We start from the raw sequence: 17,961 nt of genomic DNA, 5'->3' as shown, positions 1-17,961 counted from the left end.
GCACATACTCCCTGATAGTGCCGAGGGCTGGCCTAGGTTACCGAACGAGAAGTTGTACTTAGAGCGATGAGGTTCTTGTCCCGTGACCGGTGCACGCGCGACACTGACCTGTTCGGGCCATGACGAGAAGGAGCTGGGCGTGGGGAATGACGAGCAGTTGACCATGGATCTCGGCGTACCCGTCGAGCAGACCGCATGGGGTAAATGGGTCGACCCGGACCGCCGCGCGGCGCAGGTCCAGAAGTTCATGGACCATGCAGGAATAAGCCGCCTTCCCTCGGAACCGTGGCCAGAAGGATCGGCGGAGGTGCAGCGTCTGAACCCCATCGTCGCGGAATTGTTCCCGAATATGGCTACCGCGATGGACCCCGAGAACGCCGACATGGTAGACGCTTTCATCTGCTTCGTCGGCGAATGTTTTATCAGGTTCGCGGGCGCACGATGGTTCGATTGCGAATGGTTCGGCCGAGAGCATTCCTTCTACCCGCGCGTGAATCCCGCAGTGGAATGCGACACCTACGACGAAGACGAAATCGTGATGTGGCGGCTGGTGGACAGCATGATCGGCTACGACCCGGAAGACCATGACGGCATGTTCTCCTACATTGCCGCAGCGGTGCGCGAATATGCGTCCTATCACGAAGAGAAACGGCAAGAGGAATCCGCGAACCGCACGTGAAGGCTCGCTTCTCTATATCTTCTCACCAGGACACTACGCACACCGGGGGGTGTGTCCAGCTATGCCGGATGGATACGACCGAGACCGCGACAAGGTCAGGAACCATGAACGCGGCAGAATATTCGAAAACGGCACCGACCGGTTCTTCCGCGACCACGAGAACGGATACGTTCATCAGTCGCGGTTGTACCGCGTCGAAGGCGTGGGTAAAACTCGATTCGACAAGATCAAAGACGATCGGGGAAAAGTCAGCTCCATCGAAGAGAAATCCGGCAGAATCGAGGGAGATAAGGACGAAACTCAGCTCAAGGTAATACGTGCGCTTCTCGCCAATCGTGAGGTGCATCAACATATATTGCGATCCGTCGAAGGCGAGTTCGTATCGAGTAAGGCCCAAGAACTCATCAGAGGATTGATTCGGGATTTCGGGGATCGGTTCACGCACCAGGTCATATCGCGGGCCGACGCTCGCGAAATCTGGGCACGTGGACTGGCATTGGAGCGAGGCCAGCAGCTCGAATTGCCCGGTGTCGGCGAGAAGGCGCGGCAGCAGAAGACGCAGCAGCGCGAGCATAGGTCGAAACTCGCGGAGCTGGCGAACAAGGCACGTGAACGAGCGGAGAAGTTCCGGAATATGCTGCGGTTTCGGGAAGGCGCCACTCGTGGCCGGGCGGAAGCACCCCAGCGAGCCGAACACGCCAGGCAGGTCCAGGAGCAAGCCGAACGAGCCAGGCAAGTACCCCATGCGCCGGAAACCGAGCGTGCACGGGTTGCACGTGAGGCCGCCGAGCGGGTCGCGCGGGAATTCCCAGCGCCCGACCAGCACCAGGAGCGACCGGCCGCCGACACCGGGGAACGGGCGGCCCGAGAGGCGGCCGAGGCACGTGCGGCAGCGGAGAAGCAACACGCGGCAGCCGAGCAGGAACGCGCGGAACATCTGGCGCGGCTGCAAGCACAGGGAATACCACCAGAGGTGGTGAAGATTCTCGGGCTCGGTCAAGCGGAACCGCCGTCGGCGGCGGTGCGGGAGCCGCCGGGTCATGCTCCGCCGGTCGTGCGGGGCTACTTGCACAGCCAGGATCGGAGCCGGGGGATCGAGCGCAATCGGTAGCCGTACCGTCTCATGGGGTGGGCATTGCCAGGCGGTCCAGAAGCAGAATCGCCTCGGCCCGGATCGGGTCGAGATCTCCGGGCCAGCCGAGCGTGCGCAGTACCGCCCCGGGGATCGTGCGCTCGGCGTACCTGGGCGCGGCTCCTTCGTCGGAGCGGATGCTGATCACCGTCTCCACCAACCGGAACGGCAGCAACTGCGTACCCGGCACGCTCACCGCGCCTACCTCGGCGAGTACCTGGGCGGCCAAAGTCTCGTAATGTCCGCGCAATTCGTCGCGGCGCAGGCGGAACGCGGCGAATCGCTCGGTGCGCAGTTCCGGGAGCAGATACAGCGCACCGAGATTCCAGCGCGACGCGCACAGTTGCCGCACGTCGAACAGGGCCAGCGCGTACAGCCGGACCGGTACCGGTTCGGACGCCGCGCGCAGTCGCTCGGCCAGTTCGATCGGGGCGGCGACGGTTTCGGCGAGCAGCGCGTCGAGGATGTCGTCCTTGGCGGCGAAGTGGTGGTAGAGCGAGGCCTGCCGGATGCCGACGGCGTCGGCGATCGCGCGGGTGGAGGTGTTGGCGTACCCGTTGGTGGTGAACAGTTCGCCTGCGGCGTCGAGGATCTCGGCGCGCGGCGTCGATCCGCGCCTGCGTCGCTGTTCGAGACGCGGCCGTCCGGGCCCGAGGTTTGCCACGGGTTCATTCTGGCAGGTCGGCGTGGGGATGCTCCGGCGCGGTGGTCGAGCGCTCAGTTGGCCGACGGCACACGGTGCGTTTTCTGTCACTTGATAGAAATAGCCGCAACACAGAAGTTACCGAAGGTCTCGAAAGCGATACACGCAGGTCACCGAAAGCGCGATCGCGGCGGCAAAACTGTCGTCTGATAGTTATTGGCCGCCACGCCGAAGGACCACCCCATGGCCACCACGCTCGCCCCGACCCCGCCACCCGATCTCACCGGTGACAGCGCCGACCTCGCCCGGTTCGGCTATCAGCCCGTGCTGCACCGCAAGCTCGGCCGCTACGCCTCCTTCGCGGCAGGCTTCTCGTTCGTCTCCATCCTGACCACGATCTTCCAGTTCTTCGGCTTCGGCTATTCGTTCGGCGGAGCCGCCTTCTTCTGGACCTGGCCGATCGTGTTCGCCGGACAGTTCCTCGTCGCGCTCAACTTCGCCGAACTGGCCGCGCGCTACCCGATCTCGGGCTGCATCTACCAGTGGTCCCGGCGACTCGGCGGCGAACTCGTCGGCTGGTTCGCGGGCTGGATGATGATCATCGCGCAGATCGTCACCGCCGCCGCGGCGGCGATCGCCCTGCAGGTGGTGCTGCCATCGATCTGGACCGGATTCCAGCTCGTCGGCACCGACACCGCGCTCACCTCGCCGTCCGGCGCGACCAACGCCGTGCTGCTGGGCAGCATCCTGCTGGTGGTCACCACGCTGATCAACGTGATCGGCATCGACCTGATGGCGCGAATCAACTCGATCGGCGTCACAGTCGAGATCGTCGGCGTGCTGGCGATCATCGCGCTGTTCTTCACCCACACCGAGCGCGGGCCCGGCGTGGTACTGGAGACCGACCAAGCCGCGCCGGGTCCCTACTGGGCCGCGTTCCTGGTGTCGGGATTGATGGCGGCTTACGTCATGGTCGGATTCGACTCCGCGGGTGAGCTTTCCGAGGAGACCAAGAACCCGCGCCGGGTCGCGCCGCGCACCATTCTCACCGCGCTGTCGGTCTCGGCGCTGGGCGGCGGGCTGATGCTGCTTGGCGCGCTGATGGCCGCGCCGAGCCTGTCCGACGGCGCGCTGGCCTCCGACGGCCTGGCCTATGTGCTCACCGCGAAGCTGGACAGCCCGGCGGGCAAGGTGCTGCTGGGGTGCGTGGCGGTCGCGATCACCGTGTGCACCTTGGCTATCCAGACCGCGGGCTCGCGACTGATGTTCTCCATGGCGCGGGACGGGAAGCTGCCGTTCGCCCGCAGGCTCGCCGCGGTGCACCCGCGTTACGGCACGCCGGTGCTGCCCGCGATCGTGATCGGCGCGCTCGGCATCGGCCTGCTGGTGCTGAATCTCGGCAACGCCGCCATCTTCGCGACGCTGGCCAGCGTCTGCATCGTCACGCTGTACCTGGCCTACCTGCTGGTGACGGTGCCGCTGTTGATCCGCCGGTTCACCGGCCTGCCGGACGCGGGCACCGACGCGCGGCTGTTCGGCCTGGGCCGGTTCGGCATTCCGGTCAACGCGCTCGCCGTGGCCTGGGGCATCGCGATGGTGGTGAACCTGGCCTGGCCACGGGCGGAGGTATACGCACCGGCCGGCGGCGGCTGGTGGATGCTCTGGGCCGCACCGCTTTTCGTGCTGCTGGTGCTCGCCGTCGGCGTCGTGGTGCACCGCTTCGTGGTCGGCTGGTCGCGCGGCGTCACCGCGGGTGAGCCCGCACCGCAACCGGCCTGAGCGCCTTGATGCGGCGGTGCGCTGCCAGGCACCGCCGCATTCCCCCACATTCGGCATCCGAAAGGAATCATCGTGACAAGCACTGCGGACACCTCCAGCGCACGAGCGCACGCACGGGCGCAGGCCGCGGCGGCGACGATCGCGAATCCCGCGCTCCCCGCCGACATCCCCGCCTCGAAGATCACCTTCGCCCAGCGGATTCCGGCGGGCGGTTACGCGAACATCGCGCTCGGACGCGGCACCCGCGTCCGCCTCTCCGACCCGCACGGCGCGGCCTGCGCGCACCTGCTGCTGGTGCGCGCCGACGCGCCGTGGGAGCGCCTGAACGTCGCCGACACGGTCAAGGTGCCGTGGCAGGCGTACCTGGGCGGCGGTCACCCGCTGCTGTCGGACCAGGGCCGTGTGCTGGCGACCGTACTCGCCGACACCTCCGGCCACCACGACACGCTCTGTGGACCCACCGACCAGGCCCGGCACTCGCTGCGCCTCGCGGGCGCCAAACACGGCCTGGAACCACGGGACATCGGGCCGACGGTCTCGTTCTTCCGCGGCGTGCGTGTCGCGCGGGATGGCGCGCTCGTCTCGACCGGCAGCGCCGCCCCCGGCTCCTCCGTGGATCTGCTGGTGCACCTGCCGGTCACCGTGCTGGTCGCCAACTCCGCGCATCCGCTGGACGACCGGCCCGCGACCGACCTCGACTTCGTCGCGTGGGCCGCATCGGAAGACCTCGCCGCACCCGGCAACGAGGACCCGGAATACCGACGGGCACTGGAGAACACCGAACAAGCCTGGACCGCCGCGCTGACCTTGGAGGCAACCGCATGACCACGGCACGCGCCATCGTGCTCGACGAGACCGTCCCCGCCCGCTCGCCCTGGTCGGCGGTGGTCCGGGCGGGCGAATACCTGGAGATCATCGATCTGCACGGCAACCAGGCGGTGGACTGCCTGCTGTACTCGGCGGCCGATCACTCCGAACGCTACAGCGCGCAGGCCACGATCACCGCCCAGCGCAACATCTTCCTCACCACCGGCAGCGTGCTGCGCACCGACACGGGCACGGCACTGATGACGGTGGTAGCCGACGAGGTCGGCAACCACGACACCATCGCGGGCGCGTGCTCGCAGGAATCCAACACTCTGCGCTACGGCCACCACACCCGCCACCAGCACGCCTGCGTGGAGAACTTCCTCACCGAGGCCTTGCGCTGGGGCCTGGGCAAACGCGACCTGGTGTCGAATATCAACTGGTTCATGAACGTTCCGGTCGAGGCGGACGGCACGCTGGGCATCGTGGACGGATTGTCCGCGCCGGGCAAACGGGTCACGTTGCGCGCCGAGATCGACACGCTGGTGCTGGTGTCGAACTGCCCGCAGATCAACAACCCCTGCAACGGCTTCGACCCGACCCCGGTGCGCATGGTGGTGTCGCGATGACCGTCGCCGAGCTACCGGTGGCCCGGGTCGCGCAGGACGAGTCCGCGCGACCCGGCCGGATCGAGGTCGTTCGCCCCGGCATGCTCACCACCGTGCAGGACTGGCCGGGCCGGGTCGGGTATTGGCACATCGGCGTCCCGCCGTCGGGGCCGATGGACGATCTGTCCTTCCGTCTGGGTAATCGCGCGCTCGGCAATGCCGAGGGCGCCGCCGGACTGGAATGCACCCTCGGCGGCCCCGCGCTGCGGTTCACCGCACCGGGCTGGGTCTGCGTCACCGGCGCTCCGGCGGAGGTGACCGTGGACGGCGTCGCCGTGCCGCAGTGGCGGACGGTGCGGGTGCCCGCGGGCGGTGTGCTGGACGTGGGCGCGGTGCGCGGACCGGGGATGCGCTGTTACGTGCTGATCGCCGGCGGTATCGACGTGCCCGAATATCTCGGCAGCGCAGCCACCTTCACGCTCGGCCGCTTCGGCGGCGGCACCGGCGCCGCGTTGCGCGCCGGAGAGTCGCTCGCGCTCGGCACCCACCACGGCCGCGTCACGGCGGCCGTGCCGATGGACGAGCAACCCGTGCTGACCCGGCGCTGGGAACTCGCCGTCACCGAGGGCCCGCACGGTGCGCCCGAGTTCTTCACCCGCGCCGACTTCGAGACCGTCGTCGGCACCGACTACGAGGTGCACTTCAACTCCGACCGCACCGGCGTCCGGTTGATCGGGCCGAAACCGGAATGGGCCCGCACCGACGGCGGCGAGGCGGGACTACACCCGTCCAATATCCACGACACCCCGTATTCCGTCGGCGCGCTGGACTTCACCGGTGACACGCCCATTCTGCTCGGTCCGGACGGACCCAGCCTCGGCGGTTTCGTCTGCCCGGTCACCGTCGTCGCGGCCGACCGCTGGAAGCTCGGGCAGCTCTCGCCGGGCGACCGCGTGCGATTCGTGCCGGTCCGCGGTGACCGGGCGGCCTCGATCCGGGAGCTCGGGCTCGCGCGCCGGGCCGGGTGGCCGACCGTGTTCTCGTCGGGCGGCGACGGCGACGACGGCGTGTTGCGCCGTTGCGAAGCCGACGACGAGACCGCGGTGACCTACCGTCGCGCCGGCGACGACGGCGTACTCGTCGAATACGGCGCCATGACCTTGGATCTGGGCCTGCGCGCCCGCGTGCACGCGCTGCACCAGCACCTGCTCGCCGCCGGAGTGCGCGGCGTGACCGAGCTGACCCCCGGCATCCGTTCGTTGCAGATCCGGGTCGACCCGCACGTGCTGTCCGTGGCCGCGCTGCTCGACCTGCTCGCAGAGACGGAGGCGCAGTTGCCCGCCTCCGATCAGCTGGTGGTGCCCAGCCGGGTCGTTCATCTGCCGCTGTCCTGGGACGATCCGTCCACGCGCGAGGCGATCACCCGCTACATGCACGGTGTGCGCGCCGACGCGCCGTGGTGCCCGTGGAACATCGAGTTCATCCGCCGCATGAACGGCTTGGCTTCCGTCGCGGACGTCTACGACACCGTGTTCGGAGCCGAGTACCTGGTTCTCGGTCTCGGCGACGTCTACCTCGGCGCGCCGGTCGCCACACCCACCGATCCCCGGCACCGGCTGGTCACCACGAAGTACAACCCCGCCCGCACCTGGACGCCGGAGAACGCGGTCGGCATCGGCGGCGCCTATCTGTGCATCTACGGCATGGAAGGGCCGGGCGGATATCAGTTCGTCGGACGCACCACGCAGGTGTGGAATCACCGAGCCGGTGCGGGCCCGGTTCCCCCCGGCGCCGACCGGGCCGCATCGGGCGTCGAAACACCTTGGCTACTGCGTTATTTCGACCGGATCCGCTGGTATCCCGTCGAAGCGGAGGAACTGCTCGACCTGCGCGCCGACTTCGCCGCGGGCGACGTGCGGGTGCGAGCCGAGGACGGCGAATTCCGCCTGGCGGAGTATCGGGCGTTCCTCGCCGAGAACGCCCGATCCATCGACGCTTTCCGCGCGAAGCAGGCGGAAGCGTTCACCGCGGAACGCAATTCCTGGCGCTCGGCTGGTGAGCTCACGGGTTGAGTTATGAGCGCAGAGGTCGCGAACCATGTGTGCTATCTGCGCAGGAGCTCACCGATTGAGTTATGAGCGCAGGTTACGAACTGCGTGGGATTTCTGCGCAGGAGCTCACCGGTCGACTCGTCAGCGCAGGTCGCGGAAGAACTCGCGGATGTCGGCGGTGAGCAGCGCGGGTTCCTCCATGGCGGCGAAGTGGCCGCCGCGATCGACGTCGTTCCAGCGCGTGATGGTGTTGGCTTCCTCGGCGTAGCGACGAATGCCGACGTCGTGGGCGAAGACCAGCACGGCCGTCGGCACGCCGGAGTTGCGCTTCGGCTCGCCCCACGGGGCGTCCTGGGCGTAGCCGACATAGGCCGAAGAGCCCGCGGTGCCGGTGAGCCAGTAGATCATCACGTTGGTCAGCAGCCGATCCCGGTCGAGGATCTTGTCCGGCTCGACGGCCCGTGGATGGGTCCACTCCCGGAACTTGTCGATGATCCAGGCCAGTTGCCCCACCGGAGAATCGGTCAGTCCGTAGGCTAAGGCTTGCGGGCGGGTGGACTGGATGGCGACGTAGCCGTACTCCTCCCGCATGAACGCATGCATCCGCCGGACGCGATCGCGCTCCAGTTCGGTCAGGCTCGCCGGCTCCGCCTCCGCGCGCGGCAGCGGCGGAAGACCCGGCGCCCCGTTGACGTGCACGCCAACGACCCGATCGGGCACCGTTCGGCCCACCTCCGGGCTCACCGCCGCTCCTATGTCGCCGCCTTGCACGCCGTATCGCTCATACCCCAGCCTGCGCATGAGCTCGGCCCACGCCGCGGCGATCCGCGTGATGCTCCAGCCCGTCTCGGCGACCGGGCCGGAGAACCCGAATCCCGGCAGCGACGGGATGACGAGGTGGAACGCGTCGGCCGGGTCGCCGCCGTGCGACCTCGGATCGCTCAAAGGCCCGATGACGTCGAGGAATTCGGCCACCGAGCCGGGCCATCCGTGGGTCAGCAGCAGCGGCAGCGCGCCGGACTCGGGCGAGCGCACGTGCAGGAAGTGGATGGTCTGCCCGTCGATCTCCGTCGTGTACTGCGGATAGGAGTTGAGTCGCGCTTCGGCCGCGCGCCAGTCGTATCCGGTACGCCAGTGGTCGACCAGCTCGCGCAGCCACGCGGTCGGCACACCGGTGTCCCAGTCGTCCCCGGGCAGGGGGGCAGGCCAGCGGGTCGCGTCCAGACGGGTACGCAGGTCGTCGAGTTGCCGCTGCGGGATTTCGATGCGGAACGGAGTGATTTCGTCGGTCATGTCATCGACGGTATGGCCGGCCTAGGACAGCTTCCGCCCTAGCTTTCGGGCAGACTTTTCCCATGTTGGAAACCTCGGCGCGCCTGCTTCGTCTGCTGTCGCTGTTGCAGACCCCGCGCGATTGGACCGGCGCCGCACTCGCTGAACGACTCGGTGTCGACGTGCGCACCGTCCGCCGGGACATCGACAAGCTGCGCGCGCTGGGCTACCCGGTGGACGCGACACCGGGCGTGGCGGGTTACCGGCTCGGCGCGGGAGCGAAGCTGCCGCCACTGCTCCTGGACGATGACGAGGCGGTGGCGGTGGCACTCGGCCTGCGCACCGCGGCGGGCGGCACCATCGCGGGCATCGAGGACAGTTCGCTACGCGCGCTGGCCAAGCTCGAGCAGGTGCTGCCCGCACGGCTGCGCCATCGTGTCGGCATGCTCCATGAGGCCACCGTCGCAGTGCCCGCGGGCGGCCCGACCGTCGACCCGGACGTGCTGACCGCTGTCGCGGCGGCCATCCGCGACCACCACCGCCTTCGCTTCGACTATCGCGCGCACGACGGCGCCACCTCGCTGCGCGTCACCGAACCGCATCGCCTCGCCCACACGGGCAGGCGGTGGTACCTGATCGGCTGGGACGTCGACCGCGCGGACTGGCGCACCTACCGCGTCGACCGCCTGCGGCCGCGCATCCCCACCGGTCCCCGCTTCACCCCGCGCGAAGCGCCCGACGCGGACCTGCCCGGGTATCTCTCCCGCGGCGTGTCGACCGCGCCGTACCGCTACGCGGCCCGCATCACCCTGCGCGTCGCCGCGGAAGTGGCCGCCGAGCGGATCGCCCCGACCGTCGGCGTGATCGAGGCGGTGGACGCGGAAAATTGTGTGCTGCGAACGGGTTCCGACTCGCTGGACGAATTGGCGATCTACGTCGCCGGCTTCGGCTTTCCCTTCCGGGTGCACGAACCGCCGGAACTCGTCACGCACTTACGCGAACTCGTCGCGCGCCTCGGCGCGGCGGCCGACTGACCCGGCGCAGGCGGGCACGGCGCAGGCGGCACAGCACCGGCGGCACGGCGCAGGCGGCACAGCACCGGCAGCACGACACAGGCAGCACAGCACCGGCAGCACGACACAGGCAGCACAGCACCGGCAGCACAGCACAGGCAGCACAGCGCAAGCGGCAGAGCACCGGCGGCACGGCGGAGGCGGGCACGGCCGCAACGGCCTGGATCTCGCAAACGACGCCCGGCACGGCGAAGCCCGCCGCCTGCGCGACCGTGCCCGGCGGGCGGCTCCGGCTCCAGCTTGCCGCCCGATCTGCGCCGCCTCTTCCGCACTGGTGCGCCGCCCTCGACCTCGTGCACACCGGAGGCGAGGGCGAACTCGCGGTGTGAGAGATCGTGCACACTGTGGCCTGTTCGTCGACGCCCCGCATCCCGGCCGCCGCTGGTGCTCGATGGAACTCTGCGGCGACCTCAGCGGGATCCGCCGGTATCGCGGCCAGGAGTGACGCGGCACAGGTGTCACAGTCCGCGCCCGCACGTCGTCGTCTCGGTGAAGCGATGGGAACGTCCCATCGGCACCGACGAGATCGGAGACAGTCATGACCGCGAAGATCCTGGTCACCGGTGGCACGGGCACCCTCGGCCGCGAAGTGCTCCCGCTGCTGCGCGCGACCGGCGCCGACGTGCGCGTGTTGAGCCGCACCGAACGTCCGTCGGACGGCGGCGTCGAGTTCGTCGCGGGAGACCTGCTGCGCGGCACCGGCATAGCCGCCGCGGTGGCGGATGTCGGCACCATCTTGCATCTGGCGGGCGACGCGAAGGGCGACGACGTGGCCACCGCGAATCTGTTGCGGGCCGCCACCGCCGCGGGCGTCGGGCACATCGTCTACATCTCGGTCACCGCCGCCGAACTGCTCCCGATGACGTACTTCCGCGCGAAGTTCGCCGCCGAGCAGGCCATCGCGGAGTCGGGTATCCCGTGGACCACGCTGCGTGCCGCGCAATTCCACGATTTCGTGCCGAAGCTGGTGGACACGATGCTGAAATCGCCGGTGCTCCCGGTGCTCGGTGGGGTGCGCCTCCAGCCGGTGCACGTGCGCGAGGTGGCGGCGCGGCTGGCGGAGCTGACTGTCGGCGCGCCCGCCGGGCGGGTCCCGGATCTGGTCGGGCCCGAGGTGATCGGCATGCGCGAGCTGTTCCGCGACTACTTGGCGCTGCTGGGCAAGCGGCGGGCGTTGCTGACCGTCCGGGTGCCGGGCAAGGCGGGCCGGGTCTATCGCGCGGGCGGAAATCTGGTGACCGACGGCGCCGACGTCGGCGAGCTGACCTGGGCGGATTACCTGGCGCAACACCGGGGCGCGGTCCTGGCCGGATGACCCGTCCCGGCTGCCGACCCGGCTCGGGTGGCGGTGGCGACCAGGCCTCGGCCACCGCTCGGACGACGATCACCGTCTTACCCTGGGCGTGCCCGTCGGCGACATGGCCCACCGCCGCCGCTGCTTCGGCCAGTGGATGGCGCCGCTCGATCGACGGGCGCAGCCGATCAACGTCGACCCCGCGATGCTGCGCTACATCGACGCCACCGTGGGCTGCCTGCGCGCACCGGCCGAATACGTCGCTGCGGCACAACAGTTCCTGCCGCGCATCCCAGCCGAGGAGTATCCGCACATGAACGCGCTCGCTCAGTTGGGGATCGACGGGAAGCATTCGGGCATCGCCGATTTCGATCTCCGCCTCGACTTGATCCTGGACGGCCTGGAACGGTTGCTCGCCGCGAGCGCCTGACGCTCAGTCCATGCGAAACGTGGCCCCCGGGTTCGCGGTGTCCCGCACGATCCGCAACGCCTCGGACAACGCCGCGAGCTGTTCGGGCGTCAACAACCCGACGAACCAGCGGTCGACAGCGGCGAGATAGTCCGGCAGCACCTGCGCGAGCCGCGCCGCGCCCGCCTCGGTGAGCACCGCGTACGCGCTGCGCCGATCCCCAGGGTCGAGCTCGCGTTCCACCAGCCCGGCGCGCGCCAGTCGATCGACCAGCCGGGTGACGCCGCTGGTGGACAGCGCGGTCTGCACCGCAAGTTCCGTCATCCGCAGCCGCCGCCCCGGCGAACGGCTCAGCCGCATGAGCGCGTTCATATCCAGCCCGGACAGACCGTGCGCCTTCCAAACCTGTTCCAGCTTGGCGACCACACCGCCGTGGGCCTCGAACAGCAGGCCCATCGTGGTCAGGCGCGGATCGTCGAACAGCTCGGACACGTCCATACCGGAAACCTACCTGAATGTTTCTCTGCGGATAGTTGACATGAGGATTAAGTCGTCGTAGAAATATGCATACGCAATATTCCTCGCGTCAACTACTGGAGGTTCCCATGTCGCAGACCGCCTGGATCGCCGGATTCCGCTCCGCGGTGATCCGCCCGGACGAGCAGATCAAACTCGCGGAGTCGCGCGCGTTCACCGACCAGACCGTGCGCCAGGTGCTGCACTTGGCGGGCGGCGGCGCGCAGGTGCGGGTGCGGCTGACCAATCGCTATGGGAAGACACCGCTGGCGATCGGCGCCGCCCGGGTCGCCCTGCGCAAGAGCGGCAGCGAGATCGTCGCCGAGACCGAGGCCGCGTTGCGGTTCGACGGGGCCGAACAGGTGATCGTGCCGGTAGGCGGCGAAGTGCTCAGCGATCCCGTCGATCTGGCCGTCCCGGCGGGAGCGGATCTGGCGTTGAGCCTCTACCTGCCCGGCCCCACCGGCCTGGCCACCTTCTCCCACCAGCCCGGCGAAACCGCTTACATCGCGGACGGAAACGTCGCGAGCGAGGCCGCGCTCACCACCGTCGACGAGGTGCCCGCGCGGTTCTACGTCGCCGGTGTCGACGTGCTCGCGCCGGTAGCGACGCCGGTGGCCGTCGCGTTCGGCGATTCGTGGTTCGAAGGCGTCGGCACCACGCTCGGCGCCAACCGCAGGTCGGTGGATTTCCTCAACGCGCGACTGGACCACGGCTGGGTGGTCAACCAGGGCATCGCGGGGAATCGGCTGCTCACCGACGAAATCGGCGAGCCGGGCCTGGATCGTTTCGAGCGCGACGCGCTCGCCGTGCCCGGCGTGACGAGTGTGCTGATCAACTTCGGCATCAACGACCTCATCCTGGGCGGGATGGCGAGTCAGCCGCCCGCGACCGCCGAGGAACTGATCGCGGGCTTCACCACGCTCGCGCGGCGGGCGCACGCGGCGGGGCTCACGATCCACGCCGCGACGATCGGGCCCTACGGCGGCTGCGTCTACGAAGGCCTGCCGATCGTCGAGACGTTGCCGACCCGTCAACGCGTGAACGAATGGCTGCGCGGCACCGACGTCTTCGATTCGGTGTTCGACGTGGCGCGAGCGGTCGAGGACCCGCAGCGGCCCGACTTCATCCGTCCCGGATTCGACTGCGGCGACGGCATGCACCTCAACGACGACGGTGCTCGCGCCATGGCCGAATCGGTGGATGTCACCGCCCTTTTCGGCTAGAGAACGGCCCGACGGTCGCTAGGGCTCGAGACCCCGCAGCACGATCTCGACCCCGCCACGGAATTCGTCGTCGGCCGACATGCCCTTGGCCTGACCGGCGGTCTGCGCCAGATGCGGGTATTGCTCCGCGGGCAGGTCGGCCAGCACGATCGTTCCTTGCCCGCGCAGCGGCGCGTAGTGCTTGTTCTGGAGATAGCCGATCAGGAAGGCGATCAGCGTGCGCTGGGCGATGACGCGGGCGCGACCGGTGAAACCCCCCTCGGTGAGCACGGCGAGCATCGTCTCCATCACGCGCAGCGATTCGACCGACGACTGCCGACGCCGCAGCACGATCGGCACGGCGGCCGGATGGGCCGAGAACCCGTCCCGGATGTTCTCGAGCAGGGCCGTCGCACGCTCCCGCCAGTCGCTTCCCTCCGGAAGCGACGTATCGATCGCGGCGAACACCTGGTCCGCCACCAGCACCTCGAGCTCGTCGCGGTCGCGCACATAGCGGTACAGGGCCATGGTGGCCATGCCCAGTTCCTTGGCCACCGCGCGCATCGTCAGCGCCGGCAATCCCTCTCGATCGAGCACGGCGAGGGCCGCCGCGGCGAGATCGGCGGTGGTCAGCGAGCGGGGGCGGGGCACGGATTGACAGCGTACGCGTTACGCGCATACTGGTCGTAGGCGTACAAGATACACCTACGAAAGGAACCCGATGTCGCTGCCGACCGCTGTTTCCGACCTGACCCTGGTCACCGTCTCCGGCGCCCAGGTCCTCGTGCCGGACCCGGACCGCTTGATTCACTTGCAATTCCGGCGCTTCGCCGGATGCCCGGTGTGCAACCTGCACCTGCGCTCGATCGTCACGCGCCACGCGGAGATCGCCGCGGCGGGCATCCGCGAAGTGATCGTCTTCCATTCCAGCGCAGCCGAATTGCGCAAATACACCGCCGACCTGCCGCTGGACGTGATCGCCGATCCGGACCGGAAGCTCTACCGCGAATTCGGCGTCGAGACCTCACCTCGCGCGCTGCTCGACCCGCGCGGCTGGCCCGCCATCCTGCGCGGTGTCGCCCACGACGCTTACGCGACCTTGCGCCGAAAGCAGTCCGCCCCACCCACCAAGCCCGAGGGCGGCAGTCTCGGGCTGCCCGCCGATTTCCTGATCGCACCCGACGGACGGGTGCTCGCCGCGAAGCACGGCGCGCACGTCTACGACCAGTGGTCGGTCGACGAACTCCTCGCGCTCGTCCCAGCGGAGCGGCGCGCATGAGAATCGCCGAAAGACCCTTGGTGGCACGTGCGTTCGCGCTGGTTCCCGGCGGGCTGCTCGCCGGAGCGTTCGGTTACGGCGCGGTGAATGTCCTCTACGCGTTCCGCAGAGTCCCTTTGGATGTGCGCTTCACCTTCCACACCGCGCTGATGAGCGTGAACGGCGTGGTCATGCAAACACTGATGGGCCTGACCATTCTGAGCGCATTGGTGCTGGCCGCGCGCTCCACCGGCCGGTCACGCCTGCTCGCCGCGAGCGCAAGCCTGCTCGCCATGGCCGCGTTCCTGATCACACGCCTGGGCAACGTCCCGATCAACCAGAAGATCAAGATATGGGCGATCAGCGGCCCACCCGCCGACTACGCCGAAATCCTCACCCGCTGGGAAACCTTCCACGTCGCCCGCACCGCCTGCGCCGTCCTGGCCTTCCTTCTCATCGCCTCTACGACTCTCCTCCCCGCGAAATCATGACCACCAGTGGCACATGGCGGAGAGGGCTTCTCGCGCTTCGCCGCAACCATGTGCCACTCGCGGTGGTGTTTCCGGCTAGTCCGGGCGGGTGGGTCTGCTGCGGAGGTGGTTCACGCCGAAAGCGAGCATGGAGGTGAGTACCGCGACGCATCCGATCACGGCGGCCAGGGCGATCATGGAGTTGAGCCCGTCGATCGACGCGGAGGTCGCGATGTGCGACAGGTCCGACGCGATCGGCTGGAACTGCGCGGGCAGCCCGTCGGCCACCGAACGACCGGCGCCCGAGCCCGCCGCCTCCAGGAACTGCTCACGCAGCACCGGCGGGACGGCTCCGGGCAGGGCGTCGAGTCCGTCGGCCGCGGAACCGCGCGCCGAGTGGTTGAACATCGCGCCCAGCCCGGCCACGCCCACCGCAAGGCCGACCTGCCGAAGGGTGCCGAAGGTCGCGCTGGCCATGCCCGCGTTCTCATCGGAGGCGAAGGTGAGCGAGGCCGCCTGGTTGACGGCCGTGATCGCGCCGAGCCCGAGGCCGCCGATCACCATTCCGGGCAGGAAATGCGTCCAGGAGTCGTCGGAACCGAAGTCGCCCATCAGCCAAGTGCCCAGCGCCACCATGCCCATCGTGACCGGCAGCGAGACCGCGAACGGGACCCGCTTCGCGAAGACCATCGCCAGCGGCGCGCTGATCAGCGCGGCCACGCTCACGGGCAGCAACCGCAGGCCCATCTGCAACGGCGTGTATCCGAGCGTGTTGATCAGGAACACCGCCAGGTAGTTGCTCGCGGCCATCAGCGTCGCCATGTGCCCGATCGAGACGATGGCCGTGCCGGTGAATCCGCGCTTGCGCACCATGGCCACGTCGAGCAGCGGGTGCGCGGCCTTGAACTGCCATGCCGCGAACCCGGCCAGGAGCACCGCGGCGGCGGCGCCGAGCCCGAGCACCGTCGCCGAGGTCCAGCCGAGCGAGTTGCCGCGGGTCAGCGCGAACACACCCGTCACCAGGCCACCGGTGAGCAGCAGCGACCCCGGCCAGTCGGCCTTGCGCCCTTCCATGCGCGCCGACTCCGGCATCCGCAGCACGGCGAGCACGCCGATGAAGATGCCGATCGGGACGTTGATGATGAAGATCGACCGCCAGCCGAACTGGGTGACCAGCGCGCCGCCGAGTACCGGACCCGCGACGGTCGCGCTCGCCATGACGGCGCCGTAGATACCGATGGCCTTCGCGCGCTTGCCCGCGTCGGGATAGGCCACCGCGAGCAGGGGCAACGCCGTCGCGAAGATCATCGCCGAGCCGACGCTCTGGACCGCGCGCAGGACGTTCAACTGCAAGATGCTGCCAGCCAGCGCAAGTGCCAGCGATGACGCGGTGAACACCACCATGCCCGCGATGAAAAGGCGCTTCCGGCCGAACCGGTCGCCGAGCGTGGCGAAGGTCAGCAGCAGTCCCGCCATCGGGATGGCGTAAGCGTCGATGACCCACTGCAGTCCGTCGATGGACGTGTCGAAGTCGGTGCGGATATCGGCGAGCGCGGCGGAGACCACGGTCAGGTCGAGCATCATCATGAAGATGGCCCCGCTGACCATGACCAGCACCAGCCCGGCGTGTAGCGGACTTGCGGAAGAGTCGTCCGGCTTGCTGCCGGACGAGGTTGCGATCGTGGACATGTCTTCCTTATGAAGTATCGCGCACCGTCCGCGAAATGCGTGCGGGCGAGTCCATTACGGACCGAAGGACGGGACAAATGTGACCGAAGCCACGTCCCAGACACTATCGATCCCCACAACCGGCGTAAATGACGTATCAAGACAAACAATCGCGCGCTGCTCTACGAGTGGCACATGTGCCACTCGCGGGCAGCGCGCTGGGTGGTCAGGGCTGTTCGAGGACGTCGAATGGGATGGTTGCCTCGACGGGGTCGTCGAGTAGCAGTACGCGTCGGTGGACCGTGTGGGCGAGATAGCGGCGGCCGGACCAGTCGAGACGGTATTCCTCGATCTCCTCGATGCGTTCTTCCTTCTGATCGAGCCGGACGATCAGGTACCGAGGAATGCCGGCGGCCGCGTATTGGATTCGCTTGTCGGTGATATCGGCGTCGATGGTCGATTCGGAGGTGACTTCGACTACCAGCAAAATGTGCTCACGCACAGTGTTGACGTCATAAGGTTCGCAGTCCCGGATCCAGATGTCGGGGTATCGGATGTTCAACCGCCGATCCGCCGCTGTGGATTCCGCGTCGGCGAATCGCGCTGCCACATCGGAGTCCACGACCATGCACGGCCCGCCGTCACGTCGGGCCGCCTCCAGCATTCCGGCCAGCCGCCGGACCACACGGCTGTGCACGGGGCTCTGTGCCATCAGTCGCACTACGCGCCCGTCGACGATCTCGATGTCACCGAGCCCGGCAGTAGCCCCATCGGCGAACTGCTCGGCCGTCACACGAAGTACCTGTTGCTCGTCGGGAGCGCTCATGACGGACATCATCGCAGTTCGAGTCGGACCGGACCACGGACCCGGCTGACGGTCACCACGGCAGCGAATTCAGCTGGCGGGGAAATTCCACTACTGCGAGGTCAGAGCAGCAGCGTTGCCGGGTTGATGGTGAATTCGAAGGGGCTGCGGAGGGTGACCGTATTGCCGGCGGACACTCGGTGTGTCAGTTCGTAGGAATGGTCGGCACCGAGTTCGTGTGCGAACAGTACGGGCAGAGATGCGTAGGGCACGAGTTGCCCCGTGCCCTACG

The 17,961-nt window shown here is 68.4% G+C and carries 20 protein-coding genes; 12 read left to right on the top strand and 8 right to left on the bottom strand.

All coding sequences use genetic code 11. The features are described from left to right. Positions 1–82 precede the first annotated feature (82 nt). Positions 83–679 carry a hypothetical protein gene (locus tag ABZ824_RS15750; protein WP_356963792.1) on the top strand — a complete coding sequence of 199 codons (597 nt, stop codon included), beginning with the start codon at positions 83–85 and terminating at the stop codon, positions 677–679. A 22-nt stretch (positions 680–701) separates the two neighbouring features. On the opposite strand, the gene ABZ824_RS15745 is transcribed toward ABZ824_RS15750, so the two are convergent. Further along, positions 702–1,679: a hypothetical protein gene (locus ABZ824_RS15745; protein ID WP_356963791.1), complete on the bottom strand. Its 978-nt coding sequence runs from the start codon at positions 1,677–1,679 to the stop codon at positions 702–704. Between the two features lie 121 nt (positions 1,680–1,800). Next, positions 1,801–2,475 (bottom strand): TetR/AcrR family transcriptional regulator, encoded by a 675-nt coding sequence (locus tag ABZ824_RS15740; RefSeq protein ID WP_356963790.1) that lies wholly within the window; start codon positions 2,473–2,475, stop codon positions 1,801–1,803. Between the two features lie 222 nt (positions 2,476–2,697). Between ABZ824_RS15740 and ABZ824_RS15735 the strand changes: the two genes are divergently transcribed. The 4 genes from ABZ824_RS15735 to ABZ824_RS15720 all read left to right on the top strand — a co-directional run bounded on the left by ABZ824_RS15735 (position 2,698) and on the right by ABZ824_RS15720 (position 7,720). After that, entirely contained in the window at positions 2,698–4,233 is a 1,536-nt protein-coding gene (locus tag ABZ824_RS15735) for an amino acid permease (protein ID WP_356963789.1), read from the top strand. Between the two features lie 72 nt (positions 4,234–4,305). Then, positions 4,306–5,058, top strand: coding sequence for a DUF1989 domain-containing protein (locus ABZ824_RS15730; RefSeq protein WP_356963788.1), 753 nt, complete (start codon positions 4,306–4,308; stop codon positions 5,056–5,058). Beyond that, positions 5,055–5,669 (top strand): urea amidolyase associated protein UAAP2, encoded by a 615-nt coding sequence (locus ABZ824_RS15725; protein ID WP_356963787.1) that lies wholly within the window; start codon positions 5,055–5,057, stop codon positions 5,667–5,669. The genes ABZ824_RS15730 and ABZ824_RS15725 overlap by 4 nt, the downstream gene beginning before the upstream one ends. Then, positions 5,666–7,720, top strand: a complete 2,055-nt coding sequence (locus ABZ824_RS15720; RefSeq protein ID WP_356963786.1) for a 5-oxoprolinase/urea amidolyase family protein — start codon at positions 5,666–5,668, stop codon at positions 7,718–7,720. The genes ABZ824_RS15725 and ABZ824_RS15720 overlap by 4 nt, the downstream gene beginning before the upstream one ends. Before the next feature lie 120 nt (positions 7,721–7,840). On the opposite strand, the gene ABZ824_RS15715 is transcribed toward ABZ824_RS15720, so the two are convergent. Continuing rightward, positions 7,841–8,992 carry an epoxide hydrolase family protein gene (locus ABZ824_RS15715; RefSeq protein ID WP_356963785.1) on the bottom strand — a complete coding sequence of 384 codons (1,152 nt, stop codon included), beginning with the start codon at positions 8,990–8,992 and terminating at the stop codon, positions 7,841–7,843. A 62-nt stretch (positions 8,993–9,054) separates the two neighbouring features. On the opposite strand from ABZ824_RS15715, the gene ABZ824_RS15710 reads away from it, so the two are divergent. From ABZ824_RS15710 to ABZ824_RS15695, 4 genes are all read left to right on the top strand, one after another. After that, the gene (locus tag ABZ824_RS15710; protein WP_356963784.1) at positions 9,055–10,005 is read left to right on the top strand and encodes a YafY family protein; all 951 of its coding nucleotides are present in this window, start codon (positions 9,055–9,057) and stop codon (positions 10,003–10,005) included. Between the two features lie 313 nt (positions 10,006–10,318). Next, positions 10,319–10,489, top strand: coding sequence for a CGNR zinc finger domain-containing protein (locus ABZ824_RS15705; protein ID WP_356963783.1), 171 nt, complete (start codon positions 10,319–10,321; stop codon positions 10,487–10,489). Between the two features lie 93 nt (positions 10,490–10,582). After that, positions 10,583–11,359 carry an NAD(P)H-binding protein gene (locus tag ABZ824_RS15700; protein ID WP_356963782.1) on the top strand — a complete coding sequence of 259 codons (777 nt, stop codon included), beginning with the start codon at positions 10,583–10,585 and terminating at the stop codon, positions 11,357–11,359. Positions 11,360–11,447: 88 nt separating this feature from the next. After that, positions 11,448–11,768 (top strand): hypothetical protein, encoded by a 321-nt coding sequence (locus ABZ824_RS15695; protein ID WP_356963781.1) that lies wholly within the window; start codon positions 11,448–11,450, stop codon positions 11,766–11,768. Positions 11,769–11,771: 3 nt separating this feature from the next. Here the strand turns inward: ABZ824_RS15695 and ABZ824_RS15690 are convergent, their stop codons facing one another. Next, positions 11,772–12,245 (bottom strand): MarR family transcriptional regulator, encoded by a 474-nt coding sequence (locus ABZ824_RS15690; RefSeq protein ID WP_356963780.1) that lies wholly within the window; start codon positions 12,243–12,245, stop codon positions 11,772–11,774. A gap of 107 nt (positions 12,246–12,352) precedes the next feature. Between ABZ824_RS15690 and ABZ824_RS15685 the strand changes: the two genes are divergently transcribed. Then, entirely contained in the window at positions 12,353–13,489 is a 1,137-nt protein-coding gene (locus tag ABZ824_RS15685; protein ID WP_356963779.1) for a GDSL-type esterase/lipase family protein, read from the top strand. 18 nt (positions 13,490–13,507) lie between these two features. Here ABZ824_RS15685 and ABZ824_RS15680 read toward each other — a convergent pair whose 3' ends face one another. Continuing rightward, the gene (locus tag ABZ824_RS15680) at positions 13,508–14,119 is read right to left on the bottom strand and encodes a TetR/AcrR family transcriptional regulator C-terminal domain-containing protein (RefSeq protein WP_356963778.1); all 612 of its coding nucleotides are present in this window, start codon (positions 14,117–14,119) and stop codon (positions 13,508–13,510) included. Positions 14,120–14,189: 70 nt separating this feature from the next. Here ABZ824_RS15680 and ABZ824_RS15675 point away from each other — a divergent pair, with 70 nt between their 5' ends. Further along, on the top strand, positions 14,190–14,747 hold the full coding sequence (locus ABZ824_RS15675; protein ID WP_356963777.1) for a peroxiredoxin-like family protein: 558 nt from the start codon (positions 14,190–14,192) through the stop codon (positions 14,745–14,747). After that, complete coding sequence (locus ABZ824_RS15670; RefSeq protein ID WP_356963776.1) at positions 14,744–15,217, top strand: DUF1772 domain-containing protein; 474 nt, start codon at positions 14,744–14,746, stop codon at positions 15,215–15,217. The genes ABZ824_RS15675 and ABZ824_RS15670 overlap by 4 nt, the downstream gene beginning before the upstream one ends. A gap of 75 nt (positions 15,218–15,292) precedes the next feature. On the opposite strand, the gene ABZ824_RS15665 is transcribed toward ABZ824_RS15670, so the two are convergent. From ABZ824_RS15665 to ABZ824_RS15655, 3 genes are all read right to left on the bottom strand, one after another. Continuing rightward, on the bottom strand, positions 15,293–16,885 hold the full coding sequence (locus ABZ824_RS15665; RefSeq protein WP_356963775.1) for an MFS transporter: 1,593 nt from the start codon (positions 16,883–16,885) through the stop codon (positions 15,293–15,295). Positions 16,886–17,090: 205 nt separating this feature from the next. Continuing rightward, positions 17,091–17,690 (bottom strand): Uma2 family endonuclease, encoded by a 600-nt coding sequence (locus tag ABZ824_RS15660; RefSeq protein ID WP_356963774.1) that lies wholly within the window; start codon positions 17,688–17,690, stop codon positions 17,091–17,093. A gap of 101 nt (positions 17,691–17,791) precedes the next feature. Next, positions 17,792–17,941 carry a hypothetical protein gene (locus tag ABZ824_RS15655; protein ID WP_356963773.1) on the bottom strand — a complete coding sequence of 50 codons (150 nt, stop codon included), beginning with the start codon at positions 17,939–17,941 and terminating at the stop codon, positions 17,792–17,794. Positions 17,942–17,961: the final 20 nt, after the last annotated feature.

This window comes from Nocardia sp. NPDC047038 (genome assembly GCF_040644075.1).
GTDB classification, from domain to species: domain Bacteria; phylum Actinomycetota; class Actinomycetes; order Mycobacteriales; family Mycobacteriaceae; genus Nocardia; species Nocardia sichangensis.
Note: the sequence above shows the minus strand (reverse complement) of the source record. Positions and strands in the feature narration are given on the sequence as shown.

Excerpts from the sequence above, each read along its gene's own strand:
- ABZ824_RS15735 (WP_356963789.1), top strand. The coding sequence starts at position 2,698 with ATGGCCACCACGCTCGCCCCGACCCCGCCACCCGATCTCACCGGTGAC.
- ABZ824_RS15725 (WP_356963787.1), top strand. The coding sequence starts at position 5,055 with ATGACCACGGCACGCGCCATCGTGCTCGACGAGACCGTCCCCGCCCGC.
- ABZ824_RS15720 (WP_356963786.1), top strand. The coding sequence starts at position 5,666 with ATGACCGTCGCCGAGCTACCGGTGGCCCGGGTCGCGCAGGACGAGTCC.
- ABZ824_RS15715 (WP_356963785.1), bottom strand. The coding sequence starts at position 8,992 with ATGACCGACGAAATCACTCCGTTCCGCATCGAAATCCCGCAGCGGCAA.
- ABZ824_RS15710 (WP_356963784.1), top strand. The coding sequence starts at position 9,055 with ATGTTGGAAACCTCGGCGCGCCTGCTTCGTCTGCTGTCGCTGTTGCAG.
- ABZ824_RS15700 (WP_356963782.1), top strand. The coding sequence starts at position 10,583 with ATGACCGCGAAGATCCTGGTCACCGGTGGCACGGGCACCCTCGGCCGC.
- ABZ824_RS15690 (WP_356963780.1), bottom strand. The coding sequence starts at position 12,245 with ATGGACGTGTCCGAGCTGTTCGACGATCCGCGCCTGACCACGATGGGC.
- ABZ824_RS15685 (WP_356963779.1), top strand. The coding sequence starts at position 12,353 with ATGTCGCAGACCGCCTGGATCGCCGGATTCCGCTCCGCGGTGATCCGC.
- ABZ824_RS15675 (WP_356963777.1), top strand. The coding sequence starts at position 14,190 with ATGTCGCTGCCGACCGCTGTTTCCGACCTGACCCTGGTCACCGTCTCC.
- ABZ824_RS15670 (WP_356963776.1), top strand. The coding sequence starts at position 14,744 with ATGAGAATCGCCGAAAGACCCTTGGTGGCACGTGCGTTCGCGCTGGTT.
- ABZ824_RS15665 (WP_356963775.1), bottom strand. The coding sequence starts at position 16,885 with ATGTCCACGATCGCAACCTCGTCCGGCAGCAAGCCGGACGACTCTTCC.
- ABZ824_RS15660 (WP_356963774.1), bottom strand. The coding sequence starts at position 17,690 with ATGAGCGCTCCCGACGAGCAACAGGTACTTCGTGTGACGGCCGAGCAG.